The sequence below is a fragment of the Nonomuraea sp. NPDC004702 genome (assembly GCF_053601695.1).
In genome coordinates this window covers 99,303-117,377 of the sequence record NZ_JBSGCE010000011.1, presented here as the reverse complement: position 1 = coordinate 117,377, position 18,075 = coordinate 99,303, and the positions used below count along the sequence as shown (strand labels likewise).

Sequence of the window (18,075 nt, the reverse complement as noted above, 5' to 3'; positions counted from 1 at the left end):
CGGTGGCCGTCAGGTGGCGCGGGTGACGATGGTGATCGAGCCCGGCGGCAGCGGCTGGGCGTAGCTGGCGCTCCAGGCATGGCCCTGGATGCGGTCGAAGGAGAGCAGACGGCCGTCGGAGGCGTGGTAGTCGGCGAAGTCGAGCAGGCCGCGTTCGGGGTTGCCGGTCTCGCCCTCGCTCCTGAAGGCCGCGGTGCCGCGCTGGATCGGGAAGAACTCCACGCCCTCCATGATCAGCATGCTCTTGGCCGGGACCATGCCCTGCGTCGGCACCTCGGTCCACAGCAGCACCTCAAGATGGGACGCCTCGCCCGCGGCCTTGCCCTCGCGCACCTCGACGGAGAGCCACAGGCGGCGGCGGGCGACGTCGCGCAGCAGGTATTCGATCCACTGCCGGCCCTGCCAGGAGACGTGCATCGCGCCGAGCACCCGGTACGGGGAGCCGTGCACCTCGATCCGGTCGGCGACCTGGATCGTGCGAGGGTCGGCGTAGTCGGTGCCGGCATGCCCGGGGGCCTCGACCGGCGCCGGCAGCGGGGCCTCGACCGGAGCGACCTCGGCCGGTGGCGGCGGCGCGCTCGACCGGCCCCTCCTGTCCTGCCGCATGGTGGCCAGGAACGCCCCCAGCAACAACAGGACGGTGGCGATGCTCAGCCCGAGTACGACCATGGAGGTCATGCTCATCCGTCAGCTCGCTCCACTCGCGGTCTGTCTCGGCAGACGCCTTTTTTTCAATTTGTCCGTGCGTTACGACGGGCGATCCTACTGGAGGCGGCGCACGGCCGCACTGATGCGTTCGTCGGTGGCGGTCATCGCGACGCGGATGTGCCGTCCACCAGCCGATCCGTAGAAGTCTCCCGGCGCGACCAAAATCCCGATTTCGGAAAGCTTACTCACTTGATCCCACGCGTTCTGCCCATTCGACGCCCATAGGTACAGACCGGCGGTCGAATGGTCGATCGTCCACCCCGCCCGCTCCAGCGCGGGACGCAGCACGGCGCGCCGCGCGGAGTACAGCTCGCGCTGGCGTTCGGCGTGTGCGTCGTCGCCGAGCGCGACCGTCATCGCGTCCTGGACCGGCTTCGGCATGAGCATGCCGGCGTGCTTGCGCGTCTCCAGCAGCCGCTTGACCAGGACGGGATCGCCCGTCACGAACCCGGCCCGGTAGCCGGCCAGGTTGGAGCGCTTGGAGAGCGAGTGGACGGCGAGCAGCCCCTCGTGGGAGCCCCCGCAGACGTCGGGATGGAGGATGGAGACCGGCTGCTCTTCCCAGCCGAGCTCGATGTAGCACTCGTCGGAGGCCACGACCGTGCCGCGCTCGCGCGCCCAGGAGACCACCTTGCGCAGGTGCTCGGCGGGCAGCACGCGCCCGGTCGGGTTGCCCGGGGAGTTGATCCAGAGCAGGTCGACGTGCTCGGGGCCGACCGACAGCGTGCTGTCGGAGGCGGTGGCGGTCGCGCCGGCGAGCCGGGCGCCCACGTCGTAGGTGGGGTAGGCCAGCTCGGGGAAGACCACCCGCCGGGCGCCGAGGTAGGTGGGCAGCCAGGCGACGAACTCCTTGGAGCCGATCAGCGGCAGGACGTCCTGCTGGTCGACGGTGACGCCGTGGCGGCGCCGCAGCCAGCCGGCGGCGGCCTCGCGCAGCGCCTTCGTGCCGTGGGTCAGCGGGTAGCCGGGGCTGTCCGCCGAATCGCGCAGCGCCTGCTGGACGGCCTCGGGCACCGGGTCGACGGGGGTGCCGACCGAGAGGTCGACGATGCCGTCGGGGTGCGCCAGGGCGCGTTCCTTGTACGGTTCGAGCCGGTCCCAGGGGAAGTCGGGCAGCTTGTTCACGGTTCTCCAGGGTCGTTCGGGGCCGTACACGCCTGCGGCGGACGCGGGCGCGCGGGGACCGCCCGACGTGGACGGCCCCGGCGCACGCGACTCGCTAGTGGTCCTCGCCCTGCGGCGGCAGCGCGGCCACCACCGGGTGGTCCTTCTCGATCTTGCCCACCTTCGAGGCGCCTCCGGGCGAGCCGAGGTCCTCGAAGAAGTCCACGTTCGCCTTGTAGAAGTCCTTCCACTGCTCGGGAAGGTCGTCCTCGTAGAAGATGGCCTCGACGGGGCACACAGGCTCGCACGCGCCGCAGTCCACGCACTCGTCGGGGTGGATGTAAAGCATGCGCTCGCCCTCGTAGATGCAATCGACGGGGCATTCCTCGATGCACGCCTTGTCCAGGACGTCCACGCAAGGCTGCGCGATGACGTAGGTCACCTCGAGCTCCTTTTTCTCCGCACCATGGCATGACTCTGACCGCGGTTTGCTACGCCCTAGTATTGCCGTGCTTGCCAGCTGGCCGAAACGGAGGGTGGCAAACTCATGGCCGCACGCCTCGTCGTCGCGATCACAACTCAGGACATAGGCGCACGGATCACCACTCGAAGGCGCGTCCCAGAAGGCTTCCGGGACGCCGTCGGCGTGCTCGAATCCTGGACGGACGGCGTGTTGCGCGTTCGCAAGCGGGACGGCACTTTGGTGGAGATCGACGAGGAATCGCTGGTCGCGGCCAAGGTCGTTCCGGTCGCGCCTCCTCGACCTCGGGCGAGGTAACGGTAAGTATTCATTGTGTGACCGTACGTATCTGCGCCGCCGTAGCAGCCGTTCTCGCCAGCGCCGGATGCGGCGCGTCCACATCGCCGTCCACGTCCGAGGGGTCGAAGGACCTTCCGGTGCTCAACGTCCGGGCCGCCTCGCTGAAGCAGGGCTTCGGCACGATGGAGCGCCTGGCCGAGGCCGCCAAGCGCGAGGGCCAGCTCACCGTGATCGGCCTGCCGCACGACTGGGTGAACTACGGCGAGATCATCGACACCTTCGCCGACAAGTACGACATCAAGGTCAACGAGCTGGAGCCGGGCGCCAGCAGCAAGCGTGAGCTCGACGCCGCCGACCAGCTCAAGCCGGACGTGTTCGATCTCACCCTGGACATGGCCGTCTACGGGGCCGACAAGTTCGCGCCGTACAAGGTGACGGGCTGGCAGGACCTGCCCGACTTCGTCAAGGACCCCAAGGGGGCCTGGTACGGCGCGTACGGCGGCTACATGTCGATCGGCTACGACCCGCGCGAGGTCAAGGCCCCGGCCTCCTTCGCCGACCTGCTCAAGCCCGGCTACCGCGTCGCGCTCGACGGCGACCCGCTGCGCTCGGCGGCGGCGTTCGGCGGCGTGATGGCCGCGTCCATGAAGGCCGGCGCCAAACCGGACGCCAGGCAGGGGGTGGACCTGTTCGCCAAGCTCAAGCAAGCCGGGCAGCTCGTCGAGCCGGCCAAGGCGAACGTGATCATCGACTGGGACCACCTCAACGCGACCCGCAGCGCCGACCACGCCGACTCCTGGGAGGTGACGATCCCGCGCGACGCGCCGTTCGGCGGGTACCACGTCCAGGCGATCAGCAAGACCGCCCCGCATCCGGCCGCCGCCCGGCTGTGGCAGGAGTTCCTGTTCTCCGACGAGGGCCAGAACCTGCTGCAGAAGGGCTACGCCCGTCCGGCGCGCGGCGAGGCCATGCTCATGAAGGGCAAGCTCGACACCGAGCAGGCCGCCCGGCTGCCCAAGGCCGCCGGCCCGCCCGTGCTCATGACGATCCCGCAGACGGACGCGGCGAAGGCGTACCTCAAGCGGGAATGGAGCAAGAGCGTGGGATGAGTCCGTTGTGACTTGATATGTCGTAGAGACGATCAGGCTCTAAAGTGAACGGACAGCACGGCCACGGGGGCCCGATGTCTGACGAATGTGAGCTGATCGTCTTGCGATACGACGCACCGAGCTTGGAGCGGTGGAACAGTCGCGCCTACGACAGCAGTTTCGGGTACGTCTCCACCCAGGGCGCGCCGCTGGTCGACCTCCTCGACCCGCAGCCCGGGGAGCGCGTGCTCGACCTCGGGTGCGGCACCGGGGTGCTGACCGCGCAGATCGCCTTCAGGGGCGCGGACGTCCTGGGCATCGACGGTTCCGCCGCCATGATCGAGAAGGCGCTGGCCCAGTACCCGGGGATCGACTTCATCATCGGCGACGGCCACGACTTCACCGTGGTGGACCCCTACGACGCCGTCTTCTCCAACGCGGCACTCCACTGGATGAGCCGCGACCCCGCCACCGTGATCGCCAACGTCCGCGAGGCGCTGAAGCCGGGCGGCCGGTTCGTCGCGGAGATGGGCGGCGCGGGCAACTGCGCGGAGCTGACCGCCGCGATGCTGACCGCCTGGCGCGAGTACGGCCTGCGCGAGCCCGATCTGCCGTGGTACTTCCCCACTCCCGCCGAGTACGCGCGCCGGCTGGAGCAGGAAGGCTTCGTGGTCCGGCTGCTGGAGTACTTCGACCGGCCGACGCCGCTCGACGAGTGCCCCGGCGGGGCCGCCGACTGGGTGCGCATGTTCGCCTCGTCCGTGCTCGAAGGACTGCCGCCGGAGATCGTGGACCCCCTGCTCGGACGGGTCAACGAGCTGGCCGCGCCCGCCCTCCGGAGGGAGACGGGCTGGATGGCCGACTACGTGCGTCTACGCTTTGCCGCTGTTCGGCGCTGATGCGTAGTGCATGATGCGTAGGGCTGTTTTGCCGGACTATGGTCTGTTCCGTGGGCGGCGAGATGTTGGCTGCGCCGCTCCGGCGGCGTGAGGGGCTGGTGAACGGAACGGGATGAACTTCTGCCTGAGCGACCTCGTGCCACCGTTGAGGTGGAGCGACGCGTCGACGATCACGCTACTGACCGGGCAGCCGGATCTGCCGGACGCGTGGTGGCGAAGCCTGCCCATGCCGCTGGTGCTCGCAGCCATCGGCCCGGAGTCACTGGGCGAGCTGCTGACCGAGATCGCGCTGGAGCACTGGCCGGCCGCCGCCATCGGCGACGTCCTGCCGGCTCTGCACGTCCTGGACCCGGACGAGGCCGACGAACCCGCCGTCGCCATCGCGCTCGACCGCGCCGGCTCGTGGACGGGGCTGCTCTCGCTGACCGGGCGGGAGCTGGTGGACCAGCCGTTCATCCAGGCCCGGCCGGTGCTCAACACGTTGTTCGGGGCGGTGCTCGTCCGGCTGGCGCATCCGTACGCGGGCGGGCGGCAGGCCGAGGCGCACGTACCGGTGGCTCTCGCGGCCCCGGCGGACGCCGTCGTGGCGGCGGAGCTCGCCCATGAGCCCGCGCTCCCTGAGCGCGGGGCCGCTGCGGAGGCCGTCGGGGAGGCGGCCGGCCGTGGCGGCGAGCGGGTGCTCGACGCCGACTCCGAGCCGGTCGTCGAGGAGGTGCCGCGGCCCGAGGCCGAGCCCGTGCTCGACGCCGCCGAGGAGCCCGCGCCCGAGCCCGCCGCCGCGGAGGCGTCCGCGCTGGAAGCGCAGGGGGTCGGCGGCGAGCCGGAGCCCTTCTCGTCGGACGATCACGACGAAGAGGCTGAACGGCGCGAACCCGCCGACCTCGACGGCTCCGCCGACGTCCCTGAGATCCTTGAGGGGCGGGAGGAGGAGCGGGCCGAGGCCGCACAGCCCGAGGCGCACGCCGAGCCCGAGGCGCACGCCGAGCACGACACCGAAACTGAACCCGAGCCCGAGGCCGAGCCCGAGCGCGAGGCCGACTTCGAGCACTCCGAGGCCGACGCGGAGCCCGGGGCCGAGCACGCGGAACCCGGGGCCGAGCACGCGGAGCCCGAGGCCGAGCACGCGGAGCCCGAGGCCGACGCCGAGCACGCGGAACCCGAGCACGCCGAACCCGGCGAGGCGGACTCCGAGCACGAGGCGCTCCTTGAGCGGCCCGAGCCGGAGGCGCCTGTCGCGCACCCCGAGCAGGGGCAGGCCGCCGCGGGTCCGCACGACGAGCCCGCCGAGGGCGGCGCGGAGTTGTCCGAGCTGATCGAGGCCGCGTTCGCCGGGCTCGACGACAAGAGCTGGGCCGTGGCGCAGAACCGTGTCTTCACCGACGAGCCCTCGGCGGTCGACCAGCTGGCCAAGCTGTTCGCCGTCCCCCCGGCCGACATCTCCGCCACCGAGCGGGAGCTGCGCGTCCGTCTCGACCAGTGGCTGGCCAGCGAGGAGGCCGCGCCGTACCGCGCGCACCTGGACGAGCTGCGCAGGACGCTGGGCCCGGCCGCGCCCAAGGAGCAGCTGATCGGCGCGGCCGACTGGCACGCCAGGGAGATCCGCGCGCTGGAGGTGCCGGCCTGGCAGTTCGTGCTGGCCACGCTGCCCGCGCAGCCGAACCAGCCGGCGGAGTTCCAGCAGCCGGTGGAGTTCCAGCAGCCGCACTCGGCGTTCGCCGCGATGCAGCCGCCGCCTCCCCTGCCGCCACCGCCCATGCCACCGCCGCCGGCCAGTCCGGCCAGTCCACCCGCTCCGGTCAGTCCGGCCGGTCCGGCCGGTCCGCCGCAGTTCCAGGCGTTCACGCCGGTCCCGCCGCCGCCCGCGGAGGGCAACGGCGGGGCGGAGCAGAACAAGCCGTACCAGCCGCTCAAGGACGTCTCCCAGACCAGGCGCTGCTTCCGCCAGCCGGACGGCCGCTGGTGGCTGCGGATCGACGTGACCGCCGAGCAGCTGGCCGGCGGCGAGTGCGCGCTCCCGACGGGCTTCGCGGCCTACCTCGGCCTGTCCCCCGGCGAGAGCCGGGCGGTCAGGAGCGCGGCTGGCGAGCTGACCATGACCTGGCACGGCAGGCCGGTGCTGGAGTCCATCGAGCGCCTGCTCGTTGACGTCGGCGCCAAGGAGGGCGGACACCTGTTCCTCACGCTGTCGGACGAGGGCGTCCTGCGCGCCCGTCACCTGCCGGTCGCCGCCCAGAACGCCGAGAGCATCACCAAGGCGCTGCGCCTGGTCGGCTACACGGCGCCGGGCGGCACCCGGGACCAGGCGGCCAGGGTGATCGCGACGAGGATCGGGCTCACCGGCCCCGTCGGGCTGCCCGACCTGCTCACCAGGCTCCGCGAACGCGGCGACCGCGACCTGCTCGCCCTCTTGGACTGACCGCCCGTGCCGCGGCTCGCGATCGGCCCTGACTTTCCAGGGGAGCTCGGCGCACTGGCTCAGCCGGTGCGCAGGGACGCCGTGGTCGCGCTGCGCCGGTTCCTGCTGAACGTGTCCGGAGCCCCACACCCCGAGCGGGTGCGGGGCTGCCGGGACGCCAAGGTCGCCACGCTGCGCCTGGCCGACGGGCATCGCGGCGTGGTGGTCCGGCAGCGCGACGTCTACTGGCTGCTCGCCGTGCGGCCCGATCCGGAGGCGTGGTCGTACGCCCAGCGTCACCGGTACGGCGTCAACCCCGTGATCGGCGTCGTCGAGGAGTGGGACGCCGAGACCCTGGAACGGGTCGAGCCCGCCTTACGCAGGTCGGCCCGCCCCTCGCGGCTGTTCGAGCAGATCTGCGACGGCGACCTGCTCGCACTCGGCATCGACGTGCACGCGCTGCCCCTGGTCCGGCTGATCTCCACCGAGGCCGACGTGGCCGCGCTGGAACCGCTGCTGCCGCCCACCCAGTATGCGCCGCTGGCCGTCCTGGCCAGGGGCGGCACGCTGTCGGAGGCGTGGCGGGAGCTGGACAACTGGCGCGCCCGCGACGAGGAGACGGGCGCGATCGACCCCGACGACCTGCACGCGGCGCTGCTGCGCAGCCCGGACCGCGCGGTGTTCGCCGCCGACAAGGTGGAGCTCGACCGGGTGCTGGGGGCCCCGGACTGGTGCACGTTCCTGCACCCGACGCAGCACCGGCTGGCCAGGGCCGGACGGTACGAGCAGCCGGTGCTGGTCGTGGGCGGCGCGGGCACCGGCAAGACGATCATCGCCCTGCACCGGGCGGCCCACCTGGCGGCGCGGGGCAGCGGCCCGGTGCTGCTGGTGACGTTCTCACAGAGCCTGGCCGAGGAGCTGGCCGGCCGGCTGGACGTGCTGATCGACGACGAGACCGTGCGCAAGCGCGTCGAGGTGGACAACGCCGAGCGCCTGGCCGTGCGGATCGTCGCCGACGCGGAGGGACGCCGTCCCGCCCTGGTCGGCCCGGGGGCCCGGTCGCTGGCCCAGCTCACCGACGAGGCGATCAGGCTGCTGTCGATCACGACCGGCGACCTGCTGGACGACGTGGAGCCGGGGCGCAAGCCGTACCGGCACATCGTGGTGGACGAGGCGCAGGACATCAGCCCGGCGCAGTGGCGGCTGCTGCGGGCGGCGGCGCCGCACGCGCACGACGACCTGTTCGTGGTGGGCGACCCGCACCAGCGGGTGACCGACACGCGGGTGGCGCTCGGCGCGGTGGGCATCCCGGCCGTCCAGCACGACCTGCGGATCTCCTACCGGCTGCCGCAGGAGATCCTGTCCTACGTGGTCCGGCTGCGCGGCGGCGGCCCGGCGAACGGCCTGGTCAAGGGCGTTGCCGAGCTGTTCGGCTACCGCGCCACGCACAACGGCCGGCGGCCGGTGGTCCGGGCGTACGACACACCCGAGTCCGAACTGGCCGGGCTGCGGGCCACGGTCGGCGGCTGGCTGGCGGACGGCGTGCCGGAGGGCGAGATCGCCGTCGGGGCGCGCACCCCCACGCTGGTCCGGTCCGCCCGGGAGGCGCTGGACGGGCTGGACGTGCGCGTGGCGACCTTCCAGCATCTGAAGGGCCTGGAGTTCGAACGGGTGGCGCTCGTCGGCGTGGCGGAGGGCGTGGTGCCCGGACCGCTGCCCGCGGAGCCGGCCGCGCGGGCTCGGGCGCTGCAACGCGAGCGGAGCATACTGTTCGTCGCCTGCACACGGGCCCGAACGATGCTCTATATCTCGCATTCCGGAAGGGGGAGCCCATTTCTGTCCCCCTGATCACATAGTCTGAACTGCGGATATCTTCCCTTTGCCGGTTGGACCTCAATGAACCTCAGCCTGAGCGACCTCGCGCCACCCCTGCGCTGGACCTCCCCTGGTCAGATCGCGCCGATCGTGGAGGAGCCCCAGCTGCCCGAGGCCTGGTGGCAGGCGATCCCCCTCGACCGCGCGTGCGCGATCGTCGGGACGCAGACCGTGGCGGGTCACCTGGCCGATCTGGCCGTGGCCTGCTGGGGGCACCTGCTGCTCGGCGACATCCTGCCGCTGCTGCGTTTCTCCGACCCCGCCGAGGCCGAGCGCACGCCGGAGTCGCTGGGCAAGGACGTGGTGCAGAAGCTGTTCACCGGTGTGTTCGAGCGGCTGCTCGAACCCGCGCCCGCCGCCCTGCCCGTCCCGGCCCGGCCCGACAAACCCCTTCCCGAGCTGATCGACGCGGTGTTCGCCGCGCTCGACGACCGGCAGCGCGCCATCGCCCGCGACCGGCTCTACGCGGCGCAGCGCGCCACGCTCGACGAGCTGGCGCAGCGTTTCTCGGTCACCCGCGAGCGGATCAGGCAGATCGAGCGGGACCTGCGCGACCACGTGGAGGCCTGGCTGGGCTCGCCGGAGGCGGCGGGGCTGGTGGCGCACGTGACGTGGCTGAGGGGCAGGCTGGGGTCGGCGGTCCCGGCCGACGACCTCGCGGCCGCCGTGCCATGGCACCGCGGCGACCTGCGCACGCTGGGCATCCCCGCGTGGCGGTTCGTCCGCACGCTGCTGACCGGCTACGAGCAGGCCGACGGGTGGCTGGTCTCCGGCGGGGCCGACGAGCTGCGGGAGAAGACGCGGCAGTTGTTCACCGACGGGCCGCGGCCGCTCGACGAGGCGGTGTCCATGGTGGCCCAGCTCGGCGTCCGCGAGGACGTCGCCGAGCGGTGGATCCTCGCCGTGCCGCAGCTTCGGGTGCTCGGCCGGCACGTGGTGCCCTGGCCGCGCAGCATCAACGAGAAGGCCGAGGCGGTGCTGGCGGTGGCGGGCACGCCGCTGTCGCCCGAGGAGATCCAGGAACGCATCGGCGAGGACTACAGCCTGGTCGGCATCCGCAACCAGCTCACCGCCGACGAGCGCTTCCGCCGGGTGGACCGGAACAAGTACGGGCTGACCAGGTGGGGCGGCGACGAGTACCTGGGCATCAGGGAGATGATCTCCAGGGAGATCGAGCGGGCCGGCGGCGAGGCCTCGGTGAGCACGATCGTGACGAACCTGACCTCCCGCTACGACGTGAGCGAGAGCTCGGTGCGCGCCTACTCGGGCGGCCCCGGGTTCGAGCGCACGCAGCGGGGCTGGATCAGGGTGGCCGGAACGTCGCCGACCGGGGAGTCGGAGCCGTACCAGCCGCGCAAGGACGTCTCGGAGACGCGGCGCAGCTTCCGCTCCCGCGACGGACGGTGGTGGCACCGCGTGGACGTCAACGCCGAGCACCTGCGCGGGTCGGGCTCGCCCCTGCCGACCGGGTTCGCCGCCTACCTGGGCATGGCTCCCGGCGGGTCGCTGACCGCCTCGACGCCCTCGGGCGACGTGGTGATCAGCTGGCACAACCAGCCGACCATGGGGTCGATCCGCAACGTGCTGGCCGACTTCAAGGCCAGCGAGGGCGACCACGTGTTCCTGACCGTCTCCGACGGCGGCGAGCTGCTGACCCGCTACCTGCCCGCGGCCGCCGTGGCGATGCCGCCGCTGAACCGGGCGCTCTACCTCATCGGCTACACCGCACCGGTGCACTCCGAGATGGAGGGGCTGCGGCTGATCGGGGCCCGCATCGGGCTGCCCGACACGGCCACCCGCGAGGAGGTGCTGGCCCGGCTGCGCGAGCGCGGGGACAGGGACATCCTCGGCTTCCTCGGCGGGTGAGGGCTAGGCTCGGGTGATGTTGCGGATCCACGACACCCGGGCCAGGCAGGTCGAGGAGATCTCGGGCGGGCGGGCGGTGCGCGTGTACACGTGCGGGCCGGCGCTGCACCGCCGCGTCCATCTGGGCGACCTGCGCACGTACGTGCTGTCCGACCTGGTCAGGAGGGTCCTGGAGGGGCGGCGTACCCGGGTCGTGGCCTGCCGGCACGTCGCCGACCTCGGGCGTCCCGGCGGTGAGGCCGGGGGGACGGTCCGCGCCCACGAGGACGCGTTCGTCGACGACGCGGCCGCGCTCAACCTGCGGCCGCCCGAGCACGCGCCGCGCGCCGGGGAGACGGTCGACCTGATGATCGAGCTGATCGCCGGGCTCGTCGAGCGCGGGCACGCCTACCCGGCGCCGGACGGCTCGGTGTACTTCGACGTACGGACGTTCCCGGCGTACGGCGAGATCTCCGGCACCGGCCTGGACGACCTCAAGCCCGCCGACCCGGTCGCCGCCGACCCGCACCGGCGTTTCCACGCCGACTGGGCCCTGTGGCGGCCCGCCGACGGCGACCAGGGCCGGGACGCGCCCTGGGGCCGGGGCCTGCCCGGCCCGCACGTGGCGTGCTCGGCGCTGTCGCTGCGTTTCCTCGGCGAACGGATCGACCTGCACGTCGGCGACGCCGCCCGGTGCTTCCCGCACCACGAGGCCGAGCGCGCCCAGTCGGACGCGGCGACCGGCCACGAGGTGGTGCGCCACTGGGTGCACGGCGAGCGCCCGCTGTTCGACGGGCGCGAGATGGCTGAGTCGGCGGGCGACGCGGTGCTGCTGTCCGACGTGGTGGCGGCCGGGCTCGACCCGCTGGCGGCGCGCCTGGCCTTCCTCGGGCACCGCTACCGGGAGCGGCTCGACCTCTCCTGGGACGTCCTGCGGGCCGCCGACCGCACGGTGCGGCGGTGGCGGGCGCGGGTGGCCGAGTGGTCGGAGTCGCCCAGCGCGCCCATGGCCGCGTCGTACGCCGAGCGCGTCGGGGCGGCCCTCGACGACGACCTGGACACCCCGGCGGCGCTGGCCGTCCTGCGGGAGCTGGAGCTGGACGAGTCGGTGGCGCCCGGGTCGAAGTTCGAGACGTTCCTGCACCTGGACCAGGTGCTGGCGCTCGACCTGTCCACGGAGATCGGCAAGCCGCGGGTGCCGCCCGCCGGGGCCGGCGAGCTGCTGGCGCAGCGGGAGCGGGCGGTGGCGGCCAACGACTGGGCGGCGGCCGACCGGCTCCGGGACGAGCTGGCCGACCTGGGGGTTCGCGTCACCGACACCCCGGAGGGACAGAGCTGGGCCCTCTGATCGGAAGCCCTCCGCGCGAGGCCGCTCCGGCCGTCTGAAACGGCTGGAGCAGTGAGCCGGTACTGCCAGACTTGTTCCAGTTCGGCAAGATGGAGGTATCGGTGAGACCCTTTGCGTGGATGCCGTGGCCTTTCCGGTGGTTCGCCCGGGTGTTGACCGTGCTTCTCGTGCTGGCGCTCGTGCTGGCCGGGGTCCTGGTGTACACGGTGCGGAAGTCGTTCCCGCAGGTGGACGGGACGCTGCGACTGCCCGGTCTGGCCGGGAAGGTCGAGATTTATCGCGATAAATCGGGGATTCCGCATATCTATGCCGACACTGCGGCCGACCTGTTCATGGCGCAGGGCTTCGTCCACGCCCAGGACCGGTTCTTCGAGATGGACTTCCGCCGCCACACCACCGCCGGACGGCTCTCCGAGCTGTTCGGCAAGGCCACGCTCGGCAACGACAAGGCGCTGCGGACCATGGGCTGGCGCCGGGTGGCCGAGCAGGAGCTGCCCGCCCTCGACCGGCAGACCCAGGACTTCCTGGCCGCGTACGCCAAGGGCGTGAACGCCTGGCTGGACGCCAACCCCAACGCCTCCGACCGCAGCCTCGAATACTCGGTGCTCAAGCTGCAGAACGGCGAGTACCGGCCGGAGCGGTGGACCGCGGTCGACTCCGTCGCCTGGCTGAAGGCCATGGCGTGGGACCTGCGCTCCAACATGGAGGACGAGATCGACCGCGCCCTGGCGCTGACCAAGCTGCCCAAGGAGCGCGTCGAGCAGCTCTACCCCGGCTACCCGTACGACCGCCACTCCCCGATCGTCGGCGAGGGCGCGCTCTCCCAGGGCCGCTACGACCAGCAGGCCGAGCCGCGGATCGGCGGTGTGCGGGCGCTCTCCCAGGCCGCCGCGACGCTCGACGCCGTGCCGAGCACGATGAGCAGCGAGGAGCGCGAGGGCATCGGCTCCAACTCGTGGGTGGTCTCCGGCGCGCACACCACCAGCGGCAAGCCGCTGCTGGCCAACGACCCGCACCTGTCCCCGCAGATGCCGTCCGTCTGGTACCAGGCCGGGCTGCACTGCAGGAAGCTGTCCGAGCAGTGCCCTTACGACGTCACGGGGTTCACCTTCTCCGGCGTGCCCGGCGTGATCATCGGGCACAACGACAAGATCGCGTGGGGGTTCACGAACCTCGGGCCGGACGTGGCCGACCTCTTCCTGGAGAAGGTGGACGGCGACACGTACCTGTACAAGGGCGAGCAGGTCAAGCTGGAGACGCGGCAGGAGCAGATCAAGGTCGCCGGCGGCGCCCCCGTCACGATCACCGTGAAGAGCACCCGGCACGGCCCGCTGATCAACGAGGTGATGGCGGACGCCCGGCCGAGCGGCGAGGCGAACGCCGTGGCCCTGCAATGGACCGCCCTCACCCCCGGCAGGACCGTGGACGCCATCTTCGCGCTCAACAAGGCGGGCGACTGGCCCGAGTTCCGCTCGGCGGCGGCGCTGTTCGAGGTGCCGTCCCAGAACCTGATCTACGCCGACACCAGCGGCAAGATCGGCTACCAGGCGCCCGGGCGCATCCCCGTACGGGAGAAGGGCGACGGCGCCTGGCCGGTGCCCGGCTGGACCGGCGAGTACGACTGGAAGGCCGCGCCCATCCCCTACGACCAGCTGCCCACGGTGGAGGACCCGGCCGAGGGGTTCGTCGTCACGGCGAACAACGCCGTCATCGACCCCCGCCGCTACCAGCCGCTGCTGACCAAGGACTGGTCCTACGGCTACCGCTCCCAGCGCATCCGCGAGCTCATCGAGTCCGCGATCGCCAAGGGCAAGATCGACGCCGGGACGATGTCGGACATCCAGCAGGACACCTCCAACGAGTTCGCCGAAACGCTGGTGCCCGCGCTGCTGCGGGTGGACCTGGCCGGGCCCGCCCGCCAGGCCCGCGAGCTGCTGCGCACGTGGGACCACTCCCAGGGGCTCGGCTCCGCCCCCGCCGCCTACTACAACGCGGTGTGGCGGCACCTGCTCATGCTCACGTTCGACGACGACCTGCCCGAGCAGGTGTGGCCCGGCGGCGGCGACCGCTGGTACGACGTGGTCGCCAACCTGCTCACCGCCCCCGACGACCCCTTCTGGGACGACGTGACCACCAAGAACCTCACCGAGACCCGCGACGACATGCTGCGGCAGGCGATGGCCTCGGCCTACCACGAGCTGTCGGAGCTGTTCGGCACCGACGTCAGGTCCTGGAAGTGGGGCGACCTGCACCAGCTCGAACTGGTCAACGGCACGCTCGGCACGTCGGGCCTCGCGCCGGTGGAGGCGCTGTTCAACCGCGGCCCGTTCGCCGTGCCCGGCAACAAGGACGCGGTGAACGCGACCGGGTGGAACGTGCAGAAGGGGTACGGGGTCACGGCGGTGCCGTCGATGCGCATGGTCGTCGACCTGGCGGACCTGGACAAATCCCGCTGGATCAACCTGACGGGCGCCTCGGGGCACGCCTTCCACGACAACTACTGGGACCAGGCCGAGGCGTGGGCGCGGGGCGATCTGCTCCCGATGTACTCCAAGCCCGAGTCGGTGAAGAACGCCGCCATCCACACCCTCACCCTGACGCCCTGACCTTCCCGCCGCCTGCCGCCCCCTTCCCTCTCATTCCTGACCCGCCGCCCCCTGCCCCCTGGGCCGCTCTGAGGATGCGTCATTCCTCTCTGAGGGCGCGTCCTCCCTGGAGGACGGTCTGGTCGAGGGTAGGGCGGACCCGCCCGGCGTACGACCGTGGTTGTAGTCGAAGGCCAGACCGTGGTCCGACGCGCCGGGCCCCCGGCCGCTGTCAGCATGGCCGCATGACTCGCCTCCGGTACTCCGATCGCCTCTGGTACTCCGTCGGGATCTTCCTCCTGCTCGTGGGCCTGGCGCACCTGGGCGTGCTCGTCGTGGCCGGCGGCCCGTGGGAGGGGGCCGTGTCGTGGCGCAAGCCGTTCACGTTCGGGGTGTCGTTCGGGTTGAGCGTGCTGACCCTGACCTGGGTGTCCCAGTGGTTACGGCTGCGTGCCCGCGCGTTCGTCCTCGGGGCGTTCGCGGTGGCCTCCACGGTCGAGGTGGCGCTGATCACCCTTCAGGCGTGGCGCGGGGTGCCGTCCCACTTCAACATGGAGACCCCCCTCGACACGGCCATCGCCCGCACGCTGGCCGCGTTCGGCATCACGCTCATCGTCCTCGCGATCACCATGACGATCGCCGCCTTCCGCCCGGCGCCGGAGGTCGCCCCGAACACCAGTCTGGCCGTACGGGCCGGCTTCGCCACGCTGCTGGCGTCCATGGTCTTCGGCGGCGTGATGATCGCCCGTGGTGTCGTGGCGGTGATGACGGGCAACCAGCAGCTCGCCTACACGGTGGCCACCGCGCTCAAACCGGCCCACGCCGTGCTCATGCACGGGGTGCTCCTCCTGCCGGCCCTGTCCTGGCTGCTGTCCCGCACGCTCCCGTCCGAGGGCGCGCGGCTGCGAGCCGTACGCCTGGCCACCTGGGCGTACGTCGCGGTGGCCGCGCTGGTGTCCGGCCTGGCCGTGGCGGGGGTGGCGGTCGTGGGGCCGTCCACGGCGTCGGTGTTGTCGGCCGGGGCGATCTCGGCCCTGGCCATAGCGGCGATCGCGCTGGGCCGGTTCAGCCCCCGCCTCGGCCGGGCGAAGCATTGAGGCCGGGGTAATGGGTCAGCCGTTATGCCGTCGCCGCCGCCACCACACGGGCGCGCGCGGGTAACCACCGTCGTCCAGGTCGGCCAGCCGCTCGAACACGTTGTACGACGCCTGATGCCCGCACACGACCACCGACACGAGCATGGCCAGCAGGTAGAGCGGGAGCATCGGCAGTCCGGCGCAGCAGGCCCACTGGGTGGCGTGCCGTGCCTCGTGCCGGATGAGCCGGTCGTCGAGGTCGTCCTGCCTGGTCAGGACGACGTTCCCCACCGTGAACGCGCCTGCGATGGGAAAGCGGTAGCGGTAGCCGAAGGCGAGGATGAGCCCGTCGGGGCCGGGCCGGCGGGCCGCGCCGCCGACGATCGAGATGAGGAGGCCGAGCGGGGTGGCGAGGTTCACATAGTTCACCGCCCGCCGGAACCGATAGCGCCTGTTCATGCGTCTCAGTCTTGACCAATCTTGACAAGTCGGAATAATGATCTGCGTCCTGAAATCTCCCACAAGAGCAGGATTATGAGATTCTCCATCCTGGGCGCGCTGCTCGGCGCTGTTGCACTGGCCGGAGCCGGCGGAGTCGCGATCACCCAGACATCAGCCACCGATCCCCTACGTTCCACCGATTCTCCTTCCGGCGCGCAGGTGGCGTTACCCGTCGCCGCGACCCCGACGGCGACGCCCACGGCGACGCCCACGGTCGGGGATTACACCGCCACGACGAAGGTGGTCAAGAAGAAGGGCGTCTCGTACTTGAATGTGTCCGTCAAGTACGACGGAGCGGCCCGCTTCACCGTGAAGCAGAAGGTGTGCAGGAGCAAGTCCTGCAGGAGCGCCACCGCCCAGTTCCCCGTCACCACCGGGGCCGGGCAGACCACGAAGAAGCTGGGCAAGGGCACGTACAAGGCGCGGGGCAAGCCGGCCGTCAAGGTCAAGCCGCTCCCCTGGCCGACCCGCACCGTGACGGTCTCGCCGACCGCCACGCCCACCGCCACGGCCGCGCCGAGCGCGACGGCGACCGTGACGTCCACGGTGACCGAGCAGGCCACGGTGACCGCCACGGTGACCCAGCCCGGCCCGACCGTGACCGTGCCCGGCCCGACGGTGACCGTGCCGGGGCCGACGGAGACGGTGACGTACACCTGTCAGCCCGCCCCGCCGACGACCCCGCTTCCGCCGTCCGAACCGCCGACCGCCACGCCGTCGCCCTCGGTCTCGGAATCCCCGGACGTCCCGGAAGTCCCGGACGCCCCGGCCCAGGCCCCCGCCCCACCGGCGAGCGACACCCCGACCCCCACCCCGACGCCGACGCCGACGCCGACCGCGACGGACATCCCGACCGACACCCCCACCGGCGCCCCGACCGACGTCCCCACGGACATCCCGACGTGCGCGCCGCCCACGGATCTCCCCTCCGAGACCCCGACCCCAACCCCGACCCCGACGTCCACGGACACCGGCACCCCCACCGACACCCCCACCCCGCCGGAGTCCCCCACTCAGTAACCCCCGACCGACACAACGCATGATTCAGGCCAGGCCCAGCGCCTGGCCTGAATCATGTCCGCCCGCCCCACAACCCACCGCGACCGCCCTCTCACATCCGGGACGCCGCACCACCGCTGAACCAGGCCGCCAACCCCGTCGAGACGCCGCGTCACCGCTCCCATCCCTCCGGGTCGTGACCGGGTACGCCCCGGGTGGGTCAGTGCGGGGCGTTTGTGGGGTGGGGTGGTGGGGTCGGGGTCAGCAGGCGGGTGAGGGTGTCGGTCAGCCAGCGTTCGTAGGCGTCGGCGTCCCAGCTCAGCATCCCCCGCCCCAGCAGGTACGTCTCCGTGTGCACCAGGACGGCGGTGGTGTCGGTCAGCCAGTCGAGATCGTGCCCGCCTGCCAGAAGCCCGTCGGCGGCCATCTTGTCCCAGAAAGCGCGCATGTTCGCGCGGGTGGCCTCGCGTCCGGCCCGGGTGGCGGCGGCCAGGTCGGGCTCGGTGGGAGCGGCCTGCAGGGCGACGGCCAGCAGGTCGCCGGCGCGTTCGGCCATCTGGCGGCTGCCCCCGGCCAGGGCGGCGATGCGCTCCTCGGCGGTGGGGGCGGTGCCGGCGCGGACGTACCAGTCGCGGCCGGTGACGTCGACGGCGGCCCCGTCACCGGCGAAGGCGACGTCGACGCAGCGTTTGAGCAGCGCGGCCTTGGTGCCGAAGCGCAGGTAGACGGTACGGTCCCCGACCTGGGCGGACTGGGCGACGGCGGTCAGGGTGGTGGCCGCGTAGCCGTTGCGGAGGAACAGCTCGGTGGCGGCGGCCAGGATCTTCTCCTCGGTGGCGGCGATGCGGGCGGCGCGCAGATCACGCTTGACGGGCTCCGACATAAAATGCAG

The 18,075-nt window shown here is 72.1% G+C and carries 15 protein-coding genes; 10 read left to right on the top strand and 5 right to left on the bottom strand.

Going from position 1 to position 18,075, the window contains the following annotated elements:
* Positions 1-9 precede the first annotated feature (9 nt).
* The 3 genes from ACWEJ6_RS16650 to fdxA all read right to left on the bottom strand — a co-directional run bounded on the left by ACWEJ6_RS16650 (position 10) and on the right by fdxA (position 2,254).
* Positions 10-684, bottom strand: coding sequence for a DUF4178 domain-containing protein (locus ACWEJ6_RS16650; RefSeq protein WP_352352881.1), 675 nt, complete (start codon positions 682-684; stop codon positions 10-12).
* A gap of 78 nt (positions 685-762) precedes the next feature.
* The gene (gene dapC, locus ACWEJ6_RS16645) at positions 763-1,833 is read right to left on the bottom strand and encodes a succinyldiaminopimelate transaminase (protein ID WP_397161201.1); all 1,071 of its coding nucleotides are present in this window, start codon (positions 1,831-1,833) and stop codon (positions 763-765) included.
* A gap of 94 nt (positions 1,834-1,927) precedes the next feature.
* On the bottom strand, positions 1,928-2,254 hold the full coding sequence (fdxA, locus tag ACWEJ6_RS16640; RefSeq protein WP_106240826.1) for a ferredoxin: 327 nt from the start codon (positions 2,252-2,254) through the stop codon (positions 1,928-1,930).
* Between the two features lie 105 nt (positions 2,255-2,359).
* Here fdxA and ACWEJ6_RS16635 point away from each other — a divergent pair, with 105 nt between their 5' ends.
* The 9 genes from ACWEJ6_RS16635 (at position 2,360) to ACWEJ6_RS16595 (ending at position 15,704) form a co-directional block, all read left to right on the top strand.
* Positions 2,360-2,590, top strand: coding sequence for a putative acetyltransferase (locus ACWEJ6_RS16635; protein ID WP_452424458.1), 231 nt, complete (start codon positions 2,360-2,362; stop codon positions 2,588-2,590).
* Between the two features lie 119 nt (positions 2,591-2,709).
* Positions 2,710-3,681 (top strand): ABC transporter substrate-binding protein, encoded by a 972-nt coding sequence (locus ACWEJ6_RS16630; RefSeq protein ID WP_452424456.1) that lies wholly within the window; start codon positions 2,710-2,712, stop codon positions 3,679-3,681.
* 74 nt (positions 3,682-3,755) lie between these two features.
* Positions 3,756-4,559, top strand: coding sequence for a class I SAM-dependent methyltransferase (locus tag ACWEJ6_RS16625; RefSeq protein ID WP_397218497.1), 804 nt, complete (start codon positions 3,756-3,758; stop codon positions 4,557-4,559).
* 226 nt (positions 4,560-4,785) lie between these two features.
* On the top strand, positions 4,786-6,975 hold the full coding sequence (locus ACWEJ6_RS16620; RefSeq protein ID WP_452424453.1) for a hypothetical protein: 2,190 nt from the start codon (positions 4,786-4,788) through the stop codon (positions 6,973-6,975).
* A 6-nt stretch (positions 6,976-6,981) separates the two neighbouring features.
* Positions 6,982-8,802 carry a UvrD-helicase domain-containing protein gene (locus ACWEJ6_RS16615; protein ID WP_452424451.1) on the top strand — a complete coding sequence of 607 codons (1,821 nt, stop codon included), beginning with the start codon at positions 6,982-6,984 and terminating at the stop codon, positions 8,800-8,802.
* A 48-nt stretch (positions 8,803-8,850) separates the two neighbouring features.
* Positions 8,851-10,695: a sigma factor-like helix-turn-helix DNA-binding protein gene (locus ACWEJ6_RS16610; protein ID WP_352352886.1), complete on the top strand. Its 1,845-nt coding sequence runs from the start codon at positions 8,851-8,853 to the stop codon at positions 10,693-10,695.
* Between the two features lie 16 nt (positions 10,696-10,711).
* Positions 10,712-12,022 carry a CysS/YqeB C-terminal domain-containing protein gene (locus ACWEJ6_RS16605; RefSeq protein ID WP_452424449.1) on the top strand — a complete coding sequence of 437 codons (1,311 nt, stop codon included), beginning with the start codon at positions 10,712-10,714 and terminating at the stop codon, positions 12,020-12,022.
* A gap of 119 nt (positions 12,023-12,141) precedes the next feature.
* Complete coding sequence (locus ACWEJ6_RS16600; RefSeq protein WP_452424447.1) at positions 12,142-14,628, top strand: penicillin acylase family protein; 2,487 nt, start codon at positions 12,142-12,144, stop codon at positions 14,626-14,628.
* A gap of 224 nt (positions 14,629-14,852) precedes the next feature.
* Entirely contained in the window at positions 14,853-15,704 is an 852-nt protein-coding gene (locus ACWEJ6_RS16595; protein WP_452424445.1) for a hypothetical protein, read from the top strand.
* A gap of 15 nt (positions 15,705-15,719) precedes the next feature.
* Here ACWEJ6_RS16595 and ACWEJ6_RS16590 read toward each other — a convergent pair whose 3' ends face one another.
* Complete coding sequence (locus tag ACWEJ6_RS16590) at positions 15,720-16,142, bottom strand: hypothetical protein (RefSeq protein ID WP_387677249.1); 423 nt, start codon at positions 16,140-16,142, stop codon at positions 15,720-15,722.
* A 75-nt stretch (positions 16,143-16,217) separates the two neighbouring features.
* On the opposite strand from ACWEJ6_RS16590, the gene ACWEJ6_RS16585 reads away from it, so the two are divergent.
* Complete coding sequence (locus tag ACWEJ6_RS16585) at positions 16,218-17,204, top strand: hypothetical protein (RefSeq protein WP_452424443.1); 987 nt, start codon at positions 16,218-16,220, stop codon at positions 17,202-17,204.
* A 199-nt stretch (positions 17,205-17,403) separates the two neighbouring features.
* Here ACWEJ6_RS16585 and ACWEJ6_RS16580 read toward each other — a convergent pair whose 3' ends face one another.
* Entirely contained in the window at positions 17,404-18,066 is a 663-nt protein-coding gene (locus ACWEJ6_RS16580; protein WP_452424441.1) for a TetR/AcrR family transcriptional regulator, read from the bottom strand.
* Positions 18,067-18,075 lie beyond the last annotated feature (9 nt).